Origin of the sequence: Achromobacter sp. NPDC008082 (assembly GCF_042957345.1) — a bacterium.
Lineage (GTDB): Bacteria > Pseudomonadota > Gammaproteobacteria > Burkholderiales > Burkholderiaceae_B > Achromobacter > Achromobacter kerstersii_A.
Genome location: NZ_JBIBIB010000001.1, coordinates 444,417 through 466,459, shown reverse-complemented (window position 1 = coordinate 466,459; position 22,043 = coordinate 444,417). Strand labels below are relative to the sequence as shown.

23 protein-coding genes are annotated in these 22,043 nt (G+C 65.0%); 18 read left to right on the top strand and 5 right to left on the bottom strand.

What is annotated here, in order from left to right; all coding sequences use genetic code 11:
- Positions 1-178: 178 nt before the first annotated feature.
- Positions 179-898 carry a 7-cyano-7-deazaguanine synthase QueC gene (gene queC / locus ACFZAI_RS02175; protein WP_391565371.1) on the bottom strand — a complete coding sequence of 240 codons (720 nt, stop codon included), beginning with the start codon at positions 896-898 and terminating at the stop codon, positions 179-181.
- A gap of 171 nt (positions 899-1,069) precedes the next feature.
- Here queC and ppc point away from each other — a divergent pair, with 171 nt between their 5' ends.
- The 4 genes from ppc (at position 1,070) to ACFZAI_RS02155 (ending at position 7,508) form a co-directional block, all read left to right on the top strand.
- A complete protein-coding gene (gene ppc / locus ACFZAI_RS02170; protein ID WP_391565370.1) occupies positions 1,070-3,919 on the top strand; it encodes a phosphoenolpyruvate carboxylase in 2,850 nt (949 codons plus the stop codon).
- Between the two features lie 371 nt (positions 3,920-4,290).
- Positions 4,291-5,226, top strand: coding sequence for a 3-hydroxyacyl-CoA dehydrogenase family protein (locus ACFZAI_RS02165; protein WP_391565369.1), 936 nt, complete (start codon positions 4,291-4,293; stop codon positions 5,224-5,226).
- A 177-nt stretch (positions 5,227-5,403) separates the two neighbouring features.
- A complete protein-coding gene (locus tag ACFZAI_RS02160; RefSeq protein ID WP_391565368.1) occupies positions 5,404-6,744 on the top strand; it encodes a short-chain fatty acid transporter in 1,341 nt (446 codons plus the stop codon).
- Between the two features lie 35 nt (positions 6,745-6,779).
- Positions 6,780-7,508, top strand: coding sequence for an SDR family NAD(P)-dependent oxidoreductase (locus ACFZAI_RS02155; protein WP_391565367.1), 729 nt, complete (start codon positions 6,780-6,782; stop codon positions 7,506-7,508).
- Positions 7,509-7,585: 77 nt separating this feature from the next.
- Here ACFZAI_RS02155 and ACFZAI_RS02150 read toward each other — a convergent pair whose 3' ends face one another.
- Entirely contained in the window at positions 7,586-8,368 is a 783-nt protein-coding gene (locus ACFZAI_RS02150) for an IclR family transcriptional regulator (RefSeq protein ID WP_391565366.1), read from the bottom strand.
- A 194-nt stretch (positions 8,369-8,562) separates the two neighbouring features.
- On the opposite strand from ACFZAI_RS02150, the gene ACFZAI_RS02145 reads away from it, so the two are divergent.
- Genes ACFZAI_RS02145 through ACFZAI_RS02120 form a run of 6 tightly spaced genes read left to right on the top strand, consistent with a single transcriptional unit; the run spans position 8,563 to position 12,359 of the window.
- A complete protein-coding gene (locus ACFZAI_RS02145) occupies positions 8,563-9,240 on the top strand; it encodes a 3-oxoacid CoA-transferase subunit A (protein ID WP_054427034.1) in 678 nt (225 codons plus the stop codon).
- Complete coding sequence (locus ACFZAI_RS02140; RefSeq protein ID WP_391565365.1) at positions 9,237-9,881, top strand: 3-oxoacid CoA-transferase subunit B; 645 nt, start codon at positions 9,237-9,239, stop codon at positions 9,879-9,881. The genes ACFZAI_RS02145 and ACFZAI_RS02140 overlap by 4 nt, the downstream gene beginning before the upstream one ends.
- 15 nt (positions 9,882-9,896) lie before the next feature.
- On the top strand, positions 9,897-10,172 hold the full coding sequence (catC, locus tag ACFZAI_RS02135) for a muconolactone Delta-isomerase (protein ID WP_006227165.1): 276 nt from the start codon (positions 9,897-9,899) through the stop codon (positions 10,170-10,172).
- Between the two features lie 12 nt (positions 10,173-10,184).
- Complete coding sequence (locus ACFZAI_RS02130) at positions 10,185-10,481, top strand: YciI family protein (protein WP_006216052.1); 297 nt, start codon at positions 10,185-10,187, stop codon at positions 10,479-10,481.
- A 53-nt stretch (positions 10,482-10,534) separates the two neighbouring features.
- Positions 10,535-11,314, top strand: a complete 780-nt coding sequence (pcaD, locus tag ACFZAI_RS02125) for a 3-oxoadipate enol-lactonase (protein WP_391565364.1) — start codon at positions 10,535-10,537, stop codon at positions 11,312-11,314.
- Positions 11,315-11,318: 4 nt separating this feature from the next.
- Positions 11,319-12,359, top strand: a complete 1,041-nt coding sequence (locus ACFZAI_RS02120; RefSeq protein WP_391565363.1) for a cyclase family protein — start codon at positions 11,319-11,321, stop codon at positions 12,357-12,359.
- A 145-nt stretch (positions 12,360-12,504) separates the two neighbouring features.
- On the opposite strand, the gene ACFZAI_RS02115 is transcribed toward ACFZAI_RS02120, so the two are convergent.
- Positions 12,505-12,837, bottom strand: a complete 333-nt coding sequence (locus ACFZAI_RS02115; RefSeq protein WP_391565362.1) for a PsiF family protein — start codon at positions 12,835-12,837, stop codon at positions 12,505-12,507.
- Positions 12,838-13,188: 351 nt separating this feature from the next.
- Between ACFZAI_RS02115 and ACFZAI_RS02110 the strand changes: the two genes are divergently transcribed.
- The 4 genes from ACFZAI_RS02110 (at position 13,189) to ACFZAI_RS02095 (ending at position 15,906) form a co-directional block, all read left to right on the top strand.
- Positions 13,189-13,527, top strand: a complete 339-nt coding sequence (locus ACFZAI_RS02110) for an FxLYD domain-containing protein (protein ID WP_391565361.1) — start codon at positions 13,189-13,191, stop codon at positions 13,525-13,527.
- Between the two features lie 250 nt (positions 13,528-13,777).
- Positions 13,778-14,428, top strand: a complete 651-nt coding sequence (locus tag ACFZAI_RS02105; RefSeq protein ID WP_391565360.1) for a carbonic anhydrase — start codon at positions 13,778-13,780, stop codon at positions 14,426-14,428.
- A 73-nt stretch (positions 14,429-14,501) separates the two neighbouring features.
- Positions 14,502-15,110, top strand: a complete 609-nt coding sequence (locus ACFZAI_RS02100) for a glutathione S-transferase (RefSeq protein ID WP_391565359.1) — start codon at positions 14,502-14,504, stop codon at positions 15,108-15,110.
- 205 nt (positions 15,111-15,315) lie between these two features.
- Positions 15,316-15,906 carry a hypothetical protein gene (locus ACFZAI_RS02095; RefSeq protein WP_391565358.1) on the top strand — a complete coding sequence of 197 codons (591 nt, stop codon included), beginning with the start codon at positions 15,316-15,318 and terminating at the stop codon, positions 15,904-15,906.
- A gap of 118 nt (positions 15,907-16,024) precedes the next feature.
- Here the strand turns inward: ACFZAI_RS02095 and ACFZAI_RS02090 are convergent, their stop codons facing one another.
- A complete protein-coding gene (locus ACFZAI_RS02090) occupies positions 16,025-17,362 on the bottom strand; it encodes a DUF3100 domain-containing protein (RefSeq protein ID WP_391565357.1) in 1,338 nt (445 codons plus the stop codon).
- A 254-nt stretch (positions 17,363-17,616) separates the two neighbouring features.
- On the opposite strand from ACFZAI_RS02090, the gene ACFZAI_RS02085 reads away from it, so the two are divergent.
- The 4 genes from ACFZAI_RS02085 (at position 17,617) to ACFZAI_RS02070 (ending at position 21,253) form a co-directional block, all read left to right on the top strand.
- Positions 17,617-18,552, top strand: a complete 936-nt coding sequence (locus ACFZAI_RS02085) for a LysR family transcriptional regulator (RefSeq protein WP_391565356.1) — start codon at positions 17,617-17,619, stop codon at positions 18,550-18,552.
- Between the two features lie 74 nt (positions 18,553-18,626).
- On the top strand, positions 18,627-18,818 hold the full coding sequence (locus ACFZAI_RS02080) for a DUF2970 domain-containing protein (RefSeq protein ID WP_391565355.1): 192 nt from the start codon (positions 18,627-18,629) through the stop codon (positions 18,816-18,818).
- A 154-nt stretch (positions 18,819-18,972) separates the two neighbouring features.
- Positions 18,973-20,715, top strand: a complete 1,743-nt coding sequence (locus tag ACFZAI_RS02075; RefSeq protein WP_391565354.1) for a nitrite/sulfite reductase — start codon at positions 18,973-18,975, stop codon at positions 20,713-20,715.
- Entirely contained in the window at positions 20,708-21,253 is a 546-nt protein-coding gene (locus ACFZAI_RS02070) for a DUF934 domain-containing protein (RefSeq protein ID WP_391565353.1), read from the top strand. The genes ACFZAI_RS02075 and ACFZAI_RS02070 overlap by 8 nt, the downstream gene beginning before the upstream one ends.
- Here the strand turns inward: ACFZAI_RS02070 and ACFZAI_RS02065 are convergent.
- Positions 21,201-22,007: an IclR family transcriptional regulator gene (locus ACFZAI_RS02065; RefSeq protein ID WP_391565352.1), complete on the bottom strand. Its 807-nt coding sequence runs from the start codon at positions 22,005-22,007 to the stop codon at positions 21,201-21,203. The genes ACFZAI_RS02070 and ACFZAI_RS02065 overlap by 53 nt on opposite strands.
- Positions 22,008-22,043: the final 36 nt, after the last annotated feature.

The following is a 22,043-nucleotide window of genomic DNA, read 5'->3' as shown; positions in this document are numbered from 1 at the left end:
GGAAGGCAGTCGCCAAAGGCGACAACGACGATGACAAGGGGGAAGTCCGGAGCGAAGGCTCCGGACCGCGATCGTTGCCCCGCGCCCCGCAGGCCGCCGACGCCCCAGGCGTCAAATGAACGCAAGATCAGAACCCAGAACCCAGAACCCAGAACCCAAAATCACAACCTCAAAAACCTCACCCCTCAGCAACGCTGCTCACCACCCACTTCTCCCACCCAATCTTCCTCAACTTACAAGCCGGACACTCACCGCATCCGTACCCCCAGTCATGCCGCGCCCCCCGCTCGCCGAGATAACACGTATGGCTTTCCTCAACGATCGTCTCCACCAACGCGTCGCCGCCCAACTGATACGCCAGCGCCCACGTCTCGGACTTATCAATCCACATCAGCGGCGTTTCGATCGTCACGCGTGAACCTAAGCCCAACCCCAGCGCCACCTGCTGCGCCTTGATCGTGTCGTCCCGGCAATCGGGGTAGCCGGAAAAATCCGTCTCGCACATCCCGCCCACCAGCACATCCAGCTGACGCCGATACCCCAGCGCCGCGGCCAGCGTCAGGAACAGCAGATTGCGCCCCGGCACAAACGTGTTCGGCAAGCCATTGGCCTGCATCTCGATCGCGCGATCGCTCGTCATGGCGGTATCGCCCACCTGCCCCAGCACCTTCAGGTCCAGCAGGTGGTCTTCGCCCAACCGCGGCGCCCAGTCCGGAAAATTCGCCCGAATCTCGCGCAGCACATTCAGCCGCGCCGACAGTTCAATGTGATGACGCTGACCGTAATCAAACGCCACCGTCTCCACATGGGCATAGCGCTCCAGCGCCCACGCCAGGCAAGTCGTGGAATCCTGGCCGCCCGAAAACAGCACGAGCGCGCGACGTTGATGATTTTGCATAAAGGGGGCTTCTAGAAAGACGAAGGGAGACCTTGAACTTTAACCGAGCACAGCGCCTTTCCCGTAAGGAACGCTGCGTAAAATCAGATTCGTCTTATTTCCCGGTTTATCAGCAACGCCCATCGTCACGCCCATCCCTTTCCTCAGCCGCCAGACGGATACCCCCGCCCGATGAATGCCATGCGCCCGCAGTCCGATTCAGCAGAACCCTTGCGTCACGATATCCGGCTACTAGGCCGCCTGTTAGGCACCGTCATTGAGGAATGCGAAGGCAAACGCGTTTTCGACACCATCGAAACGCTTCGGCGCACCGCCGTGAAGTTCCGGCGCGAAGGCATCGACGCCGACAGCAAACTGCTGGAGCAGCGCGTCAAGCGCCTGCAAGGCACCGACCCCAACTCGGTTGCGCGCGCCTTCAGCTACTTTCTGCACCTGGCCAACATCGCTGAAGACCGCGACCAGAACCGCCGCCAACGCGCCCGCGCCCTGATCGACGACACCGCCGCGCGCGGCAGCCTGCGCGACGCCGTGCAGACGCTGGCGAGCCAGGGCGTCAGCGTTGCCCGCATCCGCCGCTGGCTGGCCGACGCCTGCGTCGTGCCGGTGCTGACCGCACACCCGACTGAAGTGCAACGCAAAAGCACGCTGGACGTGCATCGTGAAATCGCCACCGCGCTGACCCAGCGCGACGTCCCGTTGACGCCGCAAGAGCTCGCCGATCTGGATGCGGCCTTGCTTGGCCGCGTCGCCACGTTGTGGCAGACCCGCATGCTGCGCTACACGCGCCTGACCGTGGCCGACGAAATTGAAAACGCGCTGTCGTACTACCGCAGCACCTTTCTTACCGTCATCCCGCGCGTCTACGCCGACCTGTCCAAACTGCTGAACCGCGAACCCGCCAAGCCGTTTGCCGCGCCGCCCCCGCCGCTGGAACCCTTTCTGCGCATGGGCAGCTGGATTGGCGGCGACCGCGACGGCAACCCGAACGTGGACGCCAGCACGCTGGAACGCGCGCTGCTGCGCCAAGCCACCGTGCTGTTCGAACATTATCTGCAAGAGGTCCACGCGCTGGGTGCGGAACTGTCGATCACCACGCTGCTGATCTCGGCCGACGCCGAATTGCTGGCGCTGGCCGACAGCAGCGGCGATGACTCCCCCCACCGCAGCGACGAACCCTACCGCCGCGCGCTGGTCGGCGTCTACGCCCGGCTTGCCGCCACGGCGCAAGGGCTGACCGGGCAAAACCTGGCCCGCCGCAGCACCGTCGCCGCGCCTGCGTATCAAGCGCCGCAAGAACTATCCGCCGACCTGGCCACCATCGCCGCATCGCTTGCCGCGCACCACGGCGCGCCCATCGCCAAACTGCGCTTGGCCGGCCTGCAACAAGCCGTGGAAGTGTTCGGCTTTCACCTGGCCACCGTCGACCTGCGCCAAAGCTCCGACGTGCACGAACGCGTACTGGCTGAACTCTTCGAACGCGCCGGCACACAGCACGACGGCAAAGCGCTCGACTACCTGGCGTTAAACGAAGACGAACGCGTGGCCCTCTTGCGCACCGAACTGGCGCAAGCCCGCCCGCTCGCGTCCCCGTGGATCGCCTACAGCGAAGACACCACCCGCGAACTGGCCGTGCTGCGCGCCGCCGCCGCCGGCCGCGCCCGCTACGGCAAACAGGCCGTGCGCCAGACCATCGTGTCGCACACCGAAACCCTGAGCGACCTGCTGGAAGTGATGGTGCTGCAAAAGGAAGCCGGCCTGATCGCCCCCGCCGGCCAGGACATTGCGGCCGAAGACGGCTTGATGGTCGTGCCGCTGTTCGAAACCATTCCCGACTTGCAACGCGGCGCCGACATCATGGCCGCCTGGCTCGACCTGCCCGAAGTCCGCCAGCGCGTGAAGCAGGCGCAAAACGGCGCGCAGGAAGTCATGCTGGGCTATTCCGACAGCAACAAGGACGGCGGCTTCCTCACGTCGAACTGGTCGCTGTATCAGGCCGAACGCGCGCTGGTCGACGTGTTCTCGTCGCGCAACGTGCGGCTGCGCCTGTTCCACGGCCGTGGCGGCTCGGTGGGACGCGGCGGCGGCTCAAGCTTTGACGCCATCCTGGCTCAGCCCCCCGGCACTGTGGCCGGCCAGATCCGCCTGACCGAACAAGGCGAAGTCATCCAAAGCAAATACAAGGACGCCGAAGTCGGCCGCTGGCACCTGGAACTGCTGGTTGCCGCCACGCTGGAATCCAGCCTGGCCCCGCGCGCCGAAGCCACCAGCGCCGAAGACGCACACATGGCGCAACACGGCCCGGCCATGTCATTCATGTCAGACACCGCGCAGCGCACGTATCGCGGCCTGGTCTACGACACCCCGCGCTTTGCCGAGTACTTCTTCGCCGCCACCCCCATCAGCGAAATCGCCGGCCTGAACATCGGTTCGCGCCCGGCTTCGCGCAAAAAAGGCCAGCGCATCGAAGACCTGCGCGCCATTCCCTGGGGCTTTTCGTGGGCGCAATGCCGGCTGATGCTGACCGGCTGGTACGGCATGGGTTCCGCCATCGAGGCCTATCTGGAAACCGGCGCCCCCGACGCCCCCCGTTCGCGCCGCAGCCGCCTGGCCCAGCTGCGCGAGATGGCGCGCGACTGGCCCGCTTTCCGCACGCTCTTGTCGAACATGGAAATGGTGCTGGCCAAATCCGACCTGGCCATCGCCGCGCGCTACGCCCAACTCGTTCCGCAACGCGCGCTGCGCGAACGCGTCTTCGGCGCCATAAGCGCCGAACACGGCCGCACGCTGCAAATGCTGAAGCTGCTGACGCAACGCGAACTGCTGGCCGACAACCCCATGCTGCAAGACTCGCTGCGCGAGCGGTTTGCGTATATCGACCCGCTGAATTATTTGCAGATCGACCTGATCCGCCGCCACCGCGCGGCGCAAAAGCATCCAGACGCGGAAGTCGACAAACGCGTGCAAAGCGCGATTCATTTGACGATCAACGGCATCGCGGCGGGATTGCGCAATTCAGGGTGAAGAGGCGGTAGGCGGCGCGCACTTCGCTGCCGGTGTCGCCTGCCGGTGTCAGACTGCATTTCTTTCGGAAGAGCCGCCTCCACGCCAGGCGGCTCAATAACCCACCCCGCCCGCAACACAAGCGGCCTGGCTGGTAGCCCAGCCGCCTCCTCGCCCCCGTCCACCAGACGAACACCGCCAATCCCCCATTTGTCCACCCCCGGCAACTTTTAGTACTATTCCTTCCAGAAATTCTATACACGCACAAATGTTCGTATATAGAACAAATCGATTTTTCTGGCCCCGCCGCACAGAAAGGCACCTCAGGACGAGACAGAGATCACCCTGGTTCCCCCGCGTGCCCGACTGCATGGCAGCATCGAGCGAACCACATGGATACTCCCCTCAAGAATCTCGCCGTCATCGGCGCAGGCGCCATGGGCAGCGGCATCGCCGCGTTATTCGCCTCGAAGGGACTGAACATTGTCCTGATCGATCCGATGGAAGGCGCCCTTGAGCGCGCCTTGAAAACCATCGACCGCCAATTGAACGTCTACGCCCCCGGCAACGTTCAGGAAGCCATCCAGCGCATCCGCCTGGAACCGGCCCTGGAAGCCGCCGCCAGCTGCGATCTGGTCATCGAAGCCGTGCCGGAAAACCTGGAACTCAAGCGCGGCATCTTCGCCAAGCTTGACGCTCTTTGCCCCGCGCACACGCTGTTCGCCACCAACACATCAGGCCTGTCCATCAACGCCATCGCCAGCGCCGTCACGCGCCGCGACCGTTTCGTGGGCACGCACTTTTTCACCCCCGCCGACGTCATCCCGCTGGTCGAAGTCGTCCGTAACGACGACACCTCGGAAGCCACCGTCGGCCAGGTCATGGCCACGCTGCGCTTTGCTGGCAAACGGCCCGTGCTGGTGCGCCAGGACATTCCCGGCTTCATCGCCAACCGCATCCAGCACGCCCTGGCGCGCGAAGCCATCTCGCTGCTGGAAAAAGGCGTGGCCAGCGCCGAAGACATCGACGAAGTGGTCAAGTGGAGCCTTGGCATCCGCCTGGCCCTGTCCGGCCCGCTGGAGCAGCGCGACATGAACGGCATCGATGTGCACTACGCCATCGCCAGCTACCTGTACAAAGATTTGGAAAACCGCACCGAACCGTCGGACCTGCTGAAAAGCAAAGTCGACAGCGGCCAGATCGGCGCCAAGAGCGGCCAGGGCTTCTACACCTGGAGCCCCGAACGCCGCGAACGCGTGCTGCGCGAGAAAAGCGCCACGCTTGGCGAGTTGGCCGCGTGGCTGAACCGCAAAGCCGGCGACGCCTGACCGCGCCCCCAAGCATTCCCAAAAGATAAGGCGCGGGGGCAACCGCCAACCGCGCCATCGGGCCACGAGCCCAACCACACAAAGAAAACCAGACGTCGATCCACGCCCGGCATCGCCACCCGATGCCGGACCGGACACGACACAAGAGAACCCGCCTACGGAGTTGTTGGAGGCACCATGAATAAATTGGCTTCATTCTTTACCGAGCTGATGCGCAAGTATCTGCCCGATCCTTTCGTTTTCGCGATCGCGCTGACGCTGCTCACCGTGCTGCTTGCCATGGGCATCGAAGGCCAGAGCATCGGCGACGTCACCCGCGCCTGGGGCAAGGGCTTCTGGAGCCTGTTGGCCTTCACGACGCAGATGGCCGTGATTCTGGCCATGGGCTACGTGCTGGCCACCGCGCCGCTGACTGACCGCCTGCTCAACCGCATCGTCAGCCACGTGCACAAGCCGCACACCGCCATCATCGTCGCGACCTTGGTCGGCGGCGTGGGCAGCTACCTGAACTGGGGCTTTGGCCTGGTCATCGGCGGCATCGTCGCCAAGAAGCTGGCGCTGAAGGTCAAGGGCGTGCACTACCCGCTGATCATCGCCGCAGCGTATAGCGGCTTCACCATGTACGGCCTGGGCTTGTCCGCCAGCATCCCCGTGCTGGTCGCCACGCCGGGCCACCCGACCGCCAAGCAGATGGGCACCATCCCGCTGTCGGAAACCATCTTCTCGGTGCCCATGCTGATCACCAGCCTGGTCATCATCATCACGCTGCCGCTGCTTAACGCATGGCTGCACCCGAAGAAGGGCGAGAAGATCGTTGAAGTGGACCCGGGCATCGACCGCGACGCCAACACGTCCTCCGCCGCCGAAGACATGCTGGAAAAGGGCACCATCGCCTCGAAGCTGAACAACAGCCGCATCCTGAGCATGCTGATCGGCGCGCTGGGCATCGCCTACGTCACGTTCCACTTCATGGACGGCGGCTCGCTGGACCTGAACCTGATCAACTTCATCATCCTGTTCCTGGGCATCATCCTGCTGGGCACGCCGGCCGCCTACGTGGCCAAGCTGACCGAAGGCATCAAGACGATCTCGGGCATCATCCTGCAATACCCGTTCTACGCCGGCATCATGGCCATCATGGCCGCCTCTGGTCTGGTGACGTCGATCTCGCAAGTGTTCGTTGACTTCGCCACGCCCGCCACGCTGCCGTTCTGGGGCCTGATCAGCTCGTTCTTCATCAACTTCTTCGCCCCGTCCGCCGGCGGCCACTGGGTCATCCAGGGTCCGTTCATGATCGACGCCGCCAAGGAAATCGGCAGCGCCATGAACCAGACGACCATGGCCGTCATGCTGGGCAACGCCTGGAACGATCTGGTGCAACCCTTCTGGATTCTGCCGGCGCTGGCCTTGTCGAAGCTGAAGCTGCGCGACGTCATGGGCTACACCGTCATCATGATGCTGTGGGTGGGCGTGATCCACATCACCGCCGTGCTGGCCTGGGGCTACGCCACGCACTGATCGCCCGCGTTTTCATCGAACAGACAGGAATTGATATGAGCAAACCGACTGCGTATCTCGTCACCGGCGGCAGCGCCGGGATTGGCGCCGCCATCATCCGCATGCTGCTGGATGCGGGCCACAAGGTGGTCAACATTGACTACAAGCTGCCCGAGAATCCGCCGGCGGGGCTGGTGTCGTATCAGGCCGATCTGACCGATGAAGCGCGCACGAAGGAAGTCGCCAGCGAAGTCACCCGCGCCTACAACATCGTGGGCCTGGTGAACAACGCTGGCGCGACGCGTCCCGGCACGGCCGACACGGCCACCCTGGCGGATCTGGACTATGTGGTGAACCTGCATCTGCGCACCGCGCTGATCCTGGTGCAAGCGGCGCTGCCCGCCATGCGCGAAGCCGGCTTTGGCCGCATCGTGAACATGTCGTCGCGCGCCGCGCTGGGCAAGCCGGACCGCGTGGTCTATTCGGCAACCAAGGCCGGCCTGGTGGGCCTGACGCGCACGCTGGCCATGGAGCTGGGCGGCGACGGCATCACCGTCAACGCCATCGGCCCCGGCCCCATCGCCACCGACCTCTTCACCAAGAGCAACCCGGCCGGCGCACCGCAGACCGAACGCATCATCAACAGCATCGTCGTCAAGCGCCTTGGCACGCCGGAAGACGTGGCGCGCGCCGCGATGTTCTTCCTGTCGCCCGACAATGGTTTCGTGACGGGCCAGATGCTGTATGTGTGCGGCGGCACGACGTTGGGTGTCGCCCCGATCTGAGCGCAGCCGCCATGACCGCCGAGCCCCTCTTTCAACCCCTTGCCCGGACGCGTCTTGCGTCCCGCCGCCCGCGTGGTCTAGCGGCGCAGCAGCGCGTGGTTGATCTGGTCGGCGGCGTGGCGCAAGGGCGGCAAAAACGCCGCCAGCATGGCCTCGCGCGAAAAGCGGTTGGAATGCCCGCTGACATTCATCGCGGCGATCACCCGGCCGCTGCGGTCAATGATGGGTACCGCCACCGACTGCAAGCCCGGTTCCAGTTCCTGCGCGACGCAGGCGTAGCCATCGGCGCGCACGCCGGCCAGCACGCGCTTCAACTCGGCAATGTTGGCGACCGTGTCGGCCGTGTAGGGCTGGATCTGGCTCATGGCCAGCACGCGGTCCAGCTCCGCTTCCGGCAGGCCGGCCAACAGCACGCGGCCCATCGACGTCACCCAGGCGGGCAGCCGGCTGCCCACGGCCAGGTTGATGGTCATGACCTTGTGCGTGGACAGGCGCAGGATGTAGACGATGTCTGCCCCTTCCAGCACCGACACGGAGCAGGATTCGCGCGTCTGCTCGGCCACTTCTTCCATGTAGGGCAGCGCCAGGTTCCACAACGGCGTGCCAGACAGATAGGCGTAGCCCAGCTCCAGAATGCGCGGCGTCAGGGCGAACTTGCGGTCTTCGACGGTGACGTAGCCCAGGTGTTCCAGTGTCAGCAGAATGCGGCGCGCGCCGGCGCGGGTCAGCCCCGTCACGGCCGCCACTTCCGACAGCGTCATCTGCGAACGGTCTGGGCCGAACGCCCGGATCACCGACAGGCCGCGTGCGAAAGATTGCACGTAGCTGTCGCTGGGTTGCTGGGGGTCAAGCTCGGCCATCCGTCTGGTCCCAAGAGTAAAAAGCTCGCCGCTGGCGAGCCATCCGTTGCCATGCAAGGCAACGCAATCACGGTGGGGATGGCAGCTCGCGGGCTTGCCTTGACGCTATGCGGTCCCCATGAAACGATGTTCTTCAGAAGAACGAAAGTTCTAATGAAGAACAAATTATGACACGCCACCTATGAGCGAACATCATGATCTCTAAGCTTGTTGCAAGCGCGGCGGCCGCCCTGGCGGACGTACCCGACGGCGCCACCGTCATGATTGGCGGCTTCGGCACTGCCGGCCAGCCCATGGAATTGATCGACGCCCTGCTCGAACAGGGCGCGAAAGACCTGGTCATCATCAACAACAACGCCGGCAATGGCACTACGGGCCTTGCCGCCTTGCTGGGCGCGAACCGCGTACGCAAGATCATCTGCTCGTTCCCGCGCCAGGCGGACTCGCAGATCTTCGACGGCCTGTACCGCAGCGGCAAGCTGGAACTGGAACTGGTGCCCCAAGGCAACCTGGCCGAGCGCATCCGCGCCGCCGGCGCCGGCATCGGCGCGTTCTTCTCGCCCACCGGCTACGGCACCCCGCTGGCCGATGGCAAGGAAGTCCGCGAAATCAACGGCCGCCACTACGTGCTGGAATATCCCCTGCATGCCGACTACGCGCTGATCAAGGCCGAACGCGGCGACCGCTGGGGCAACCTGGTGTACCGCAAGACCGCCCGCAACTTCGGCCCCATCATGGCCAGCGCCGCACGCGTGGCCGTGGCGCAAGTGCGTGAAGTCGTCGAGCTGGGCACGCTGGACCCCGAAACCGTCGTCACCCCCGGCATCTTCGTGCAGCGCGTCGTCGAGATCGACGCCAAGGAGCAGCAATGAGCACCAAACTGACCCGCGATCAGATCGCCGCCCGCGTCGCCCAGGACATTCCTGAAGGCGCCTACGTCAACCTGGGCATCGGCCTGCCCACGCTCGTCGCCAACCACCTGCCGGCCGACCGCGAAGTCATCCTGCATACCGAAAACGGCATGCTCGGCATGGGCCCCGCGCCGGCCAAGGGCGAAGAAGACTACGACCTGATCAACGCCGGCAAGCAACCCGTGACCGAGCTGCCCGGCTGCTCGTTCTTCCACCACGCCGACTCGTTCGCGATGATGCGCGGCGGCCATCTGGACATCTGCGTGCTGGGCGCCTTCCAGGTGTCGCAACACGGCGACCTGGCCAACTGGCACACCGGCGCGCCCGACGCCATCCCCGCCGTGGGCGGCGCGATGGACCTGGCCATCGGCGCCAAAGACGTCTTCGTGATGATGGAACTGCAAACGCGCGAAGGCCAGAGCAAGCTGGTCGACGCGTGCACGTATCCGCTGACCGGCGTGCGCTGCGTGTCGCGCGTGTACACGGACGTGGCCGTGTTCGACATTCGCGCAGACGGCGTGACCGTCATCGATATGTTCGGCGACGTCACCGCCGACGAGCTGCTGGCCCTGACCGGCCTGCCGCTGAAATTTTCCCGCTGATCAGGAGAAACACTCATGTTGTTCATGGTTCAAATGCAAGTCAATCTGCCCGTCGACATGCCGGCCGAACGCGCCGACAAACTGAAGGCCGACGAAAAGGCCCTGGCGCAGCAGCTGCAACGCGACGGCAAGTGGAAAGAGCTGTGGCGCGTGGTGGGCCGTTACGCCAACGTCAGCATCTTCGACGTCGAAAGCAACGACGAACTGCACACGCTGCTGGCGTCCTTGCCGCTGTTCCCGTACATGGACATCAACGTCACGGCGCTGGCGCGCCACCCGTCGGCGATCTGACCGGAGCCTTCCATGCCCTACATCATCGAAACCTTCGACAAGCCCAACCACCAGGAAGTGCGCCAGCAACATCGCGCGGCGCATCTTGAGTACCTGGACGCCAACAAGCAGCTGCTGCTGGCCTGCGGCGCCAAGCTGCAAGACGACGGCAAGGATGCGGGCGGCGGTTTGTACATCGTTGACCTGGACACGCGCGAAGCCGCGCAACAGTTCATCGACGCCGACCCGTTCTCGCAAGCCAATCTGTTCGACCGCGTGACCATCACGCGCTGGCGCAAAGCCTACGTCGACGGCACCTGCCACCTGTAATCCCCTAGCGGCCGCCCCTCACGCGGCCGCTGTCTTATCCGAGGTATTCCCACATGGCTTACGCCGAACTCAGCCAGGCACGGCTGTTCTACGTCATCGATGGCCCCGCCGACGCGCCGGTGCTCGTGCTCTCCAATTCGCTGGGCACCTGCTCCGACATGTGGGCCCGCCAGATTCCCGAACTGACCAAGCACTTCCGCGTGCTGCGCTACGACACCCGCGGCCACGGCAAGTCGTCGATTCCCGATGGCGAATACACCTTTGCGCAACTGGCGGGCGATGTCGCCGAGCTGCTGGCGCATCTGAACATCAAGCGCGCGCATTTCTGCGGCCTGTCCATGGGCGGCCCGACCGGCATCGCGCTGGCGCTGGCGCACCCGGAGCTAGTTGGCAAGCTGATCCTGTGCAACACCGCCGCACGCATCGGCTCGGCCGAAGGCTGGAGCACCCGCATCGCCGCCATTGCCGATCAGACGCTGGAAAAGATGGCGCCCACGCTTGTCGAACGCTGGCTGACCGATGATTACCGCGCCGCCGAACCGGGCCTGACGCAAGTGCTGATCGATATGCTGCGCCGCACGCCGGACGCCGGCTACTCGGCCAACTGCGCCGCGCTGCGCGACGCCGACTACCGCGAGCAAGTGTCCGCCATCACCGCGCCCACGCTCGTCATCAGCAGCACGCACGACCTGGCGGCAACGCCCGCTCAAGGCCGCGAACTTGCCGCCGCCATTGCCGGCGCGCGCTATGTCGAACTGAACACCTCCCACATTTCGAACTGGGAGCAACCGGAAGCCTTCACCCGCGCGGTCGTCGACTTCCTGACGGAGTAACCGCATGCAGCGCTGGAAACACCGGCCTGAAGGCTCCAACTGGGGCGACTTCGGGCCTGACGACCAACTCGGCCGCCTGAACCTCATCACCGAAGAACAAGTGCTGAAGGGCGCGCGCGAAATCCGCGCGGGCAAGACCTTCTGCCTGTCGCTGCCGCTGGACCTGCCCGGCGGCAACGTGCTCAACCCGCGCCGCCATCCGCCGCAACTGAGCCCGACGAAACTGGCTGACACGCCCTACCTGAACTTTCCGTTGAAGAACGTCAACCCGGATGCGTTGGACGTGCTGAGCGATGATCAGGTGCTGCTGTCGATGCAGTACTCCACGCAGTGGGATGCGCTGGCGCACGTAGGCGCGCTGTTTGACGCTGATGGTGATGGCACGGCTGAACTGCGCTACTACAACGGCTTCCAGGCGGGCGTGGATGTCGTCGGCCCCGCCGATGGTGATCACACCGGCTGCGGCTGCAACAGCGGCGGGCCGTCCGCGGCGTTGAAGCTGGGGGTGGAAAACCTGGCGCAGAAAGGCATGCAAGGGCGCGGCGTGCTGGTGGACCTGTTCCGCCACTACGGCCCGGGCCGCACGCTGATCGGCCACGCCGAGCTGATGCATGTGCTGGAAACGGATGGCATCAGCGTTGAACCCGGCGACATGCTGGTGCTGCGCACGGGCTACGCCGAAGCCGTCGTCGCCATGAACGGCACGCCGGACCCCGACGTGCTGCACACGTACGGCGCGGCGCTGGATGGCACGGACGCAGCGCTGCTGCAATGGATCACGGACAGCGGTATCGCCGCGATCTGCGCCGACAACTACGCGGTCGAGGCCTACCCCGCCCGCGAAAAAACCGGCCCGCGCGCGATGCTGCCGCTGCACCACCATTGCCTGTTCAAACTGGGCCTGCCGCTGGCGGAGCTTTGGTATCTGAAGGACCTGGCGGACTTCCTGTACGCCAATGACCGCCATCACTTCATGCTGACGGCGCCCCCGCTGCGCCTGCCGCATGCGATCGGTTCGCCGGTCACGCCGATCGCCACGGCGTAAGCCGGACGGCTAAGCAAAAAGCGCCAGACTGTTCGTCTGGCGCTTTTTTTTCGGAGCGGACAACCGGCGACAACTGGCAGGGTGTGTTCCGGCTCCTGCGAGGCGTTCCTGGGGCGGCGATGCGCTGCGAACGCAACGCGCGCGATCAGCCCTTCAAGCACGTGCTCATGAAGGTCTTGCGCGCATCGCCCGTCAGCTTCTGATCACCCGCCTTGGCGTTGCAGTCCTTCATTTTCTGCTGCTGCGGCGTCAGCTTCTTTTCCGGCGCGGGCGCCTCGCCTTTCAGGCAGGAGCTCATGTAGGCCTTGCGGTCGTCGCCCGTCTTGCCGGTGGCCGACTTATTGCATTCGGTCATGCGCTGCTGCTGTGGCGTGGGCGTCTTGGCGGGCGCGGGCGCGGCGGGGGTTTGGGCGTACGCCCCGAAAAAACATGCGGACAACACAATGGCCGAGGCCAACTGGCTAGTACGGGAAAGCATGAGTTTCTCCCTTGCGTTTAAGCGCCCGCTTGCGTGGGAACGTGCCTGAAACGGGCCGCCGGCCCAGTGCCGACCCGGCCATCATCGAACAAACCCTCCCGCACTGCAAGCATCGAAAAGTTAAGAAAAGACAGGGCGTAAAGATCTCAATCTAGAGACATTCCGACGCATTCTTGTCATTAGGCGACGAATCTGGGAACAACCCACGCAACCTGTTACCGATTCATCCTTTTGCCCCGTTGTGCGCGGCCGCGGAAAGGAGTGAGATAAGCCTGTCCGCATGATGCGCGGACGGCGCAAACGGCGGCGCAGACAGTCAAGCGCCGCAACGCCGGCACACAGGAGACCGCCATGAAACTTGCCCTTGCTTCCCTTGCCTTGCTTGCCGGCATGTCCGGCGCCGTCAGCGCGCAAAGCCTGACTTACGGCGTCACGCTAGGCAATGTGCAAGCGGTGCGCGATACCACCATCAACATGTCCACCATCACCGGGTCGCTGGCCAACCTGTCGGGGCGCCCGGTATCCAGCGCGGTGCTGACCTACGTGCTTTATGACGCGCAAGGGCGCGAAGTGGGCCGGGTGAACGACGACGTGATCGGCCCGATTCCCCCGGGACAGATCCGCTTGGTCAAGGCGGTGACGCCGCTGCAATTCACCAAGGTGACGGTGCTGGACGTCAGGGCGCAATAAGCGCTGGTCCCCGCGGACAGCCAGCGCCACCAGGGGTTGCCCCGCCTTGGGGCGGCGTGCTCCCTCCGATAAAGTTACCGCTGAAAAAGCAAAAAACCCTTTGCCGAGCAGGGTTTAGACAGGGGGTTGTAGGGACAAATATGGGAAAATTCTTCTTGTCGACTCGATAACAGGGGCTTCCAAACGAAGCCCCTTATTGCGTCTGTCGGCGTGCCAGCAAGCCTGGCCTCGTTACTAGGAAGTGAAGACCATGTTCCCTAAAAGACTCACCGAAGGCTATCAATCGTTCCTGGGCGGCCGTTTCCATTCGGAAAGCAGCCGCTATCAGAAACTGGCTGAAATCGGGCAAAGCCCGGAAATCCTGCTCATTGGCTGCTGCGATTCTCGCGTGTCGCCTGAAGTGATCTTTGACGCCGGGCCTGGCGAAATGTTTGTGGTGCGTAACGTCGCCAACCTGGTGCCGCCCTGTGAGCCGGATTCCGAATCGTCCTATCACGGCACCAGCGCCGCGATCGAGTTCGCGGTCAACGGCCTGAACGTCAAGCACATCGTCGTACTGGGCCACGCGTCCTGCGGCGGCATCCGCTCGTTCTTCGACGACGCCAAGCCGCTGTCCAAGGGCGACTTCATCGGCAAGTGGATGTCGCAGATTGAACCCATGGCTGAACGCCTGGGTCCCGGCACCGGCGACCGCCAGACCAAGCTCAAGCGCCTGGAACTGGCCGTGGTCGAACACAGCCTGAACAACCTGATGACGTTCCCGTCCATCCGCCGCCGTGTCGAAAACGGCGAACTGGAACTGCACGGCACGTACTTCGGCGTGGCCACGGGCGTGCTGTTCCTGCGCGATCCGGCAACGGGCGAATTCAACCCCTGCCTGGAAACCGGCGTCACCGAATAAGGCGCATATCCGGTACGCTTGCGGCTGCTTTTCGCTTTCTTCCCAGACTGCCTGGCCTCCGACAAGGACCGATATGAAATTGTTTTTCTCGCCGTCTTCCCCCTTCGTGCGCAAATGCATGGTCATTGCCCACGAACTGGGGCTGACGGAACGCCTTGAGCAACTGCCCAGCGCCGCCGGCCCCGTCGCCCGCGACAAGAGCATCATTCCCAGCAACCCGCTGGGCAAGGTGCCCACCTTGATCACGGACGACGGCCAGGTGCTGTACGACAGCCGCGTCATCTGCGAATACCTGAACGACCTTGGCGGGGGCAGCCTGTTCCCGCCAAGCGGCCGCGCCCGTTGGCAGGCGCTGGCGGATCAGGCGCTGGGCGACGGCGTCATGGACGCCGCGCTGCTGGCCCGCTACGAAACCGCGCTGCGCCCCGAAGCGCTGCGCTGGAGCGACTGGGTCGACGGCCAGATGAGCAAGGCGCACGACGCCCTGGCCCATCTGGAAAAAGACGTGGCCCGCCTGGACGGCCGCGTGGACATCGGCACCATCGCCATCGGCTGCGCGCTGGGCTATCTGGACTTCCGTTACGCCAGCTACGACTGGCGCAGCACGCACCCCGGCGTTGCCGCATGGTTCAAGACCTTCAACGCGCGCCCGTCGATGCAATCGACGCTGCCGCCGGTCTGACGCGTAGCGCTTGCGCCAGGGCTTCCGAGTAAGCCCGGCGCCGGGGCAGGCCCTGCTCGCAAGTGAGCCTGGCCCCCGGTTACGCCTTGACGCCTAGTGCAAGGGGCTGACACGACGCCGCGCTCGCAACGCGGTAAATTTTGAACTCGTCGGCCCCGGGCCGGACCCCCGAAAGGGTCCTGGCCCACTCACTCAGGGAGCACGGATGAACGTGACTGCGATCTCCCCCATCCCCCGCGTTACCGCGCCCTACCCGGCGCGCGTGCCGCTGGTGGACGATACCCGCCCCACCTGGGAAGCCGAACGGCTGGCGAAGAACGCCGCCGTCCGCGACGCCCAACGCAGCGCGCAAGCGAAAGCGGCGTGGGAAGCCCAGCGCATCGCCCGCAACCGCGAGGCGGATGCAAGAAACACCTCCCATGCTTTTGGCGTCACTGCCCAACACGCACGCGCCACCGCCGCCACGCCACATGTGCCGGCAGCAGCGCCCCTGCCCAATCTGGATGTCTTGCGCGACCAATATGCCGACATGCGCCTGCGCCGCGCGGTGGACGACTACACGGCCCTGCCCGACCCGGCGGCCCAGCGCGCTGGCAGCGCCAATGACCTGGGCACCATCGAAGGCCTGACGCCGTTGCAGCCCTATCGCGTTGCGATGGGCAACCCGCAAGTGCAGGAACTGCAAACCGCCGTGGCCGTGAAGGCGGCCGCCGTTGCAGTGCCAGCAGTGGCCAACATCGGCCCCACCGAAAACGTCACCGACAATGCCCGCTACCGGCCTGGGTTCAAGCCCTGACGCCACGGGCCGCTGCACGGGGTTTTCCGCACGCAGACCGCGCAACGTGTTCACCCAAAAGAAAGCCGCCTGTTTTACAGGCGGCTTTTTTACTCGGTAGCGCTTACACGCAACGGGATCAGTGGAAGAATTCCGCGATCATCGTGGCGCCCAGGAACGTGCCGGCATTGGCGGCCAGCGACACCACCACGATCTTCCAGCCCAGCTTGCGGAAGGCAGGCAGGTCTTTCAGGATCGACAGGCCGGCCATGGCCAGAATCACCGTCGTGAACGGCAGGAAGTTGACCTTGCCGACCAGCGCAATGATCTGGTCCGAGTAAGGCAGCACGCCCGGGCAGCCCGCGGTCATCGCAATCAGCGACAGCACGAACACGGCCGGCAGCTTGGGCACAACGCGCAGGATCAGGTCAGTCAGCACCACCAGCGAAATGATGATGCCCATGCCCGGCAGCGCGTCCATGAACGGCACGTTGTAGCCCAGGCGGTTGCCCACCAGCGCGAACAGGCCGCAGATGACATAGGCGGTCAGGCGGTCGCCAAAACCCATCTTGGCGTTGTGGGCCGGCACGTCTTCCGACACGCTGGCGTCCACCACGGCGTCATCGGACTTGCTGCGCGAGAAGCGGCCCAGCACGGGTTCCAGCTTGCCGTAGAGGAAGATGGTCGTCGGCAGCGAGATGAACAGCGTGAAGTACACGCCAACCACCGTCGTCAGCAGGTTGGCGGCGGCGGCCAGCGCGGCCACCTGGTGCGCCATTTCCGGCGTCTGCTGCGACGCAATCGCGCCCACGCCCGCGGCCATCATGCTGCCCGAGCCCACGCCGGCGCCCATGGCGAGCGAACGCGGATCGAAGATGTTCAGGCTGGTGATGAAGCCGGCCATCAGCGCCACGAACAGCGCGCCGATGACGGTGCCGGTGATGTACTCGGCCATCACGCCACGGCCTTCCGGCGAATTCATGCCATAGCGTTCACCGATGATCGCCAGGCTGGGCTCGCGGCCCACCGAGAACGTCGCGCCAATCGCTTCGCGCTTGATGCCCAGCAGCAGCGCCAGCGGCAGGCCGATGGCCATCGTGCCAAAGAAGTGGCCGAATTCCTGGAACACCAGCGCCCAGCCGGCTTCGCGCACCTGCGGCAGCGCGCCGCCCACCATCAGGCCCAGCTTGGCCAGGAACGGCAGCAACGCGTATTGCAGATAGCCGCTGATGCGGGTCTGCATGGCCTTGTCGATGCCCGCGCCTTCCGGCAGCCGTTGGCCGAAGGCGGCCACGATGGCGCCGATGAAGATCGCCCACAGCATCGGTTGCAGAACGATCTTGCCCGGGCCTACCGCGAAGGTGACGCTGCCGATCGCTTCCGAAATGACCACCACCAACAAAATGGCGGCAAGCATGCGGACGCGTGCGGCTAGCGACATGGAAGGCGCGGCCAGACTCATGCTGGCGTGAGACATCGAATTCCCCTGATGAACGTGAATAAGTTTTCGTAGGGCGCGGCAACGCAGAGCGGCCGCGCCGAGGCAGCAGGCGCGATTTTCGCCTGGGGGCCTTCGGGGCAACCATGACACCACCTGCGCATTAGCGTTGCGTAAAATGCAACGCACAGCCTTTTCCTGGGAAAATTTTGCAAGAGATGCCGTATTTTACGGGTAAACCCTAGGAACGCACTGTGGATCTCCCGCCGCACTCAGACTGACAGAGCCCCGCCATGGACGAAAAACTCGACGCTCGCCGCACCCATTACTTCATGCAGGTCATGAGCCGCGGCTCGGTGCGTGGCGCCGCCGAAGTGCTGGACATGGACCCGTCCGCCGTCAGCCGCGCCATTGCCGCGCTGGAGCGCGATTGCGGCATGGCGCTGTTCGAACGGCGCGGCCGCGGCGTGGTGCCGACCGACGCCGGCCACATCCTGGCCCGCTACGTGAAGCGGCAACAGAACATCCAGGAAAGCTTTTTCTCGGAAATCGACAGCCTGCGCAAAGCGGAACGCGGCCATATTGATCTGGTGCTGGGCGAAGGCTTTGTCGAACTGATGTTTGACCGCGTGCTGCCCGAGTACTGGCGCAATCACCCCGAGGTCACGCTGGACATCGATGTCGCCCGCACGTCCGAGATCGTGCAGCGCATCGTGGATGACCGCGCCTATATAGGACTGGTGTTCCAGCCGCCCACCGACGCGCGCCTGCGCACGCACTATTCCCGCCCGGAACCCATACGCGCCATCGTGCGCCAGGACCATCCGCTGACCCGGCTGGGCCGCCCCCTGCTGCTGACCGACCTGGCGGATTATCCCGGCGCGTCGATGCAGGAAGGTTTTGGCGTGCGGCAACACATCCAGGCCGCCGAGATCAGCGAGCAGGTGCGGCTGCGCAACGTGCTGACGACGTCGTCGTTCAAGGCGCTGTGGCAATTCGCCGCAACCGGCATTGGCTACGCGCTGACGCCGCCCATCGCCGTCACCGCCGACATGCGCGCCCAGCGCCTGGCCAGCCTGCCGCTGGCCAACCCCATCCTGAACCAGGGCAGCCTGCATGTGCTGAGCCGCGCGGGCCGCCACATTTCCCCCGCCGCGCGCGAATTGCTGGAGCACATCGTGCGCGGCATCGGCGCGCCGGCAGCGCCCGGTTCTGATCCGGTCGCTTGAAGCCAATCTGCATCTGTTTGGGCCTTCCCGCAACGCCTACAGTGCCAGTTCCCCTCATCCGCCAGGAGGCGCATATGCTTAGTTTCCTGCGCACGGTCCGCTCCGTGCTCTGGGGCTTTTTCGGCGTGCGGCGCGGCCGCGGTTATGACGCCGACATCGCCAACAACAAACCCGGACCGTTGATTGCGACGGGGCTGCTGATGGCCGCGGTGCTGGTGATTATTCTGGTGCTGGTCGCACGCTGGGCGGTCAACGCCGCGCTGTGACGCGACGGCCCCTGCGCCGAGGCCTTATTTCCTTATTACCAGAATGACTTAGACGCTGATATCTGCTGCCTGTTACGGTTATGAATCCCCTTTTCCCGCCGCCTCGCGCCGGACGCAAAGGGCTCAGACCGAGAAGACTTCAAGGGCAGTAGACATGTACGTGTATGACCCCGTCGACCAGCAGCTTGTCGAGCAGCGAGTCGCGCAGTTTGCCGACCAGACGCGCCGCTTCCTCGATGGCCAGCTCACCGAAGATGAATTCCGCGTTCTGCGCCTGCAGAACGGCCTGTACATCCAACGCCACGCGCCCATGCTGCGCGTGGCCATTCCGTACGGCATGCTGGCTTCGCGCCAACTGCGCACGCTGGCGCACATTGCGCGCAAGTGGGACCGCGGTTATGGCCACTTCAGCACGCGCCAGAACATCCAGTTCAACTGGCCCCGCCTGGAAGACGTGCCGGACATCCTGGCCGAACTTGCCACCGTGCAGATGCACGCCATCCAGACCAGCGGCAACTGCATCCGCAACACCACCACCGACCACTTCGCGGGCGTGGCCCCGGACGAACTCGTCGACCCGCTGGTGTGGTGCGAGATCATCCGCCAATGGTCCACGCTGCACCCTGAATTCGCCTTCCTGCCCCGCAAGTTCAAGATCGCCGTCAGCGGCGCCGTGCAAGACCGCGCGGCGGTCGGCGTGCATGACATCGGCCTGCAAGCCGTTGAGCGCGACGGCAAGCTGGGCTTTCGCGTGTGGGTCGGCGGCGGCATGGGCCGCACGCCCATCGTCGGCAAGCTGATCAACCCGTTTGTCGAATGGCAAGACCTGCTGACTTACATGCAGGCCGCGCTGCGCGTTTACAACCTGCATGGCCGCCGCGACAACAAGTACAAGGCGCGCATCAAGATCCTGGTCAAGGACCTGACGCCCGAAGTCTATGCGCAGCAGGTCGATGAACAGTGGCAGCTGATCAAGGGCGGCCCCGACACCATCACCCAGGAATTCGTCGACAGCATCAAGGCTCGCTTCGTGTGGCCGCAATACGATGCGGCCGCCGCCACCGACGCCGACAACACCGACGCGCTGGCCGCCAACGACAAGCGCTTTGCGCGCTGGCTGCGCACCAACGTGCACGCGCACAAGGTCGCGGGCTACGCCGCCGTCACCGTTTCGCTCAAGCCCACCGGCGTGCCGCCGGGCGACATCACCGCCGACCAGATGGACGCCGTGGCCGACCTGGCCGACGCCTACGGTTTCGGCGAACTGCGCGTATCGCACGAGCAGAACCTGATCCTGGCCGACGTGCGCCGCGCGCGCCTGCACGAACTCTGGCAGAAGCTGGAAGCGCTGAACCTGGCCACGCCCAACGTCGGCCTGCTGACCAACATCATCGCCTGTCCGGGCGGAGACTTCTGCGCGCTGGCCAACGCCGTCTCCATCCCCGTGGCCGAAGCCATCCAGCGCCAATTCGACGACCTCGACTACCTGTTCGAAATCGGCGAGCTCGACCTGAACATCTCGGGCTGCATCAACTCCTGTGGCCACCACCACGTGGGCCACATCGGCATTTTGGGTGTCGATAAGGCCGGCGAAGAGTGGTACCAGGTCACGCTGGGCGGCCGTCAGAACGGTGGCGCGAAGCCCCTGCCCGATCTCGAATCCACACGCGGCGGCGGCGCGGCCGTTGGCCGCATCATCGGCCCGTCGTTCGCCCGCGACCAAGTCCCGGGTGTCGTCGACCGCCTCATCCGCACCTATCTCGGTTTGCGCGACAGCGAAATCGAACGCTTCATCGACGTGGTGGACCGCGTCGGCATCGACCCCTTCAAGCAGGACGTCTACGCTGACCCCGCCTTCGCCAAACCCGCACAAAGCGCCGAGCCCGCTCATGTCTGACCTCTACGCCCACGACGCCCCCGGCCCGCACCTGATTCGCGACGGCCAGCTGCAAGCCGATACCTCGCGCCCGTTTGTGCCTGAACCCGAAGTGGCCGCCGAAGGCCAGGTCCCAACCGACGAGCCCGGCTGGGTTGTGCCGCTGTCCGTCTGGAAGACCTCGCGCGCCACGCTGCGCCGCCACCAGCATCCGGTGGCCGTGCTGCTGGGCGCCGACGCCGACCTGCGTGATCTGGCCGAACCCGATGGCACCCTGAACCCTGCCGGCATCGCCTTCATCGCCGTGGACTTCCCCGTCTACACCGACGGCCGTGGCTACTCGCTGGCGCAGCTGCTGCGCACGCAGTACCAATGGACGGGCGAGCTGCGCGCGGTGGGTGATGTGATGATCGACACCATCCACTATCAGGCGCGCGTCGGCTTCAACAGCTTCCTGGTGAAGCCCGGCCACGATCCCAAGAAGGCGCTGGCCGCGTTCCAGACGTTCACGGTCCACTACCAGAAGACCTACCGCGCGCCGGCGCCGGCTGCGGCTTGACCTCGTCCTGCGCCAGCTGATTGCGGATCAGCTCCGCAATGCTGCGCTGGCGCGGGGCCTGCATCCGGTCGATCAGGCTGGATACGCTGACCGCCAGGCGCGGATAGCCGCTCGCATCGCACACGGCAACGCCCACGCCCAACACCCCAGGCACCGCGGCGTTGCCCACCACCGACCAGCCGCGGTCCCGCGTGTTCTCGACCAGGCGGCGCATCTGCACGCCGGTCATGCCGCCATAGGCGCGCAACGCCTGCTCGTTCTGGGCCACCATTTCGTCGGCCTCGGCCGGCGGCAAGGCCGCCAACAACGCCAAGCCCGCCGCCCCCACTCCCAAGGGCTGACGATGCCCCACCGTTACCGCCAGCACCTGCACCGGGTAATTGCCCACTTCGCGATGCAGGCATAGCGAATCGTTCGCCGCGCGGCAGATGAGAAAAGCCGAATCGCCGGTCACGTCGCTGATCTGGCGCAGCACCGGGCGCAGGCCGCGCACCGCTTGCGCATGCGGATCGCCCGCCATCATGACGCCCAGCTCCGCAATCCGCCACCGAGGCGCCGCGGACTCGCGCAGCGCATAGCCTTCCTGCACCAACACCTCCAGATACCGATACGCGGTAGACCGCTGCATGGCCGCCGCGCGCGCAATGTCGGCCACGTGCATGCCGCCCGCGCCGGCCTGGCGCAGCACCCCCAACACCCGCAACCCACGGCGCAAAACCACGGGCCCCGAAGACTCCGATTCCTGTTTGTTCATATTTTGGACATCCTGCGTTGCTGACGCCTGTATCAA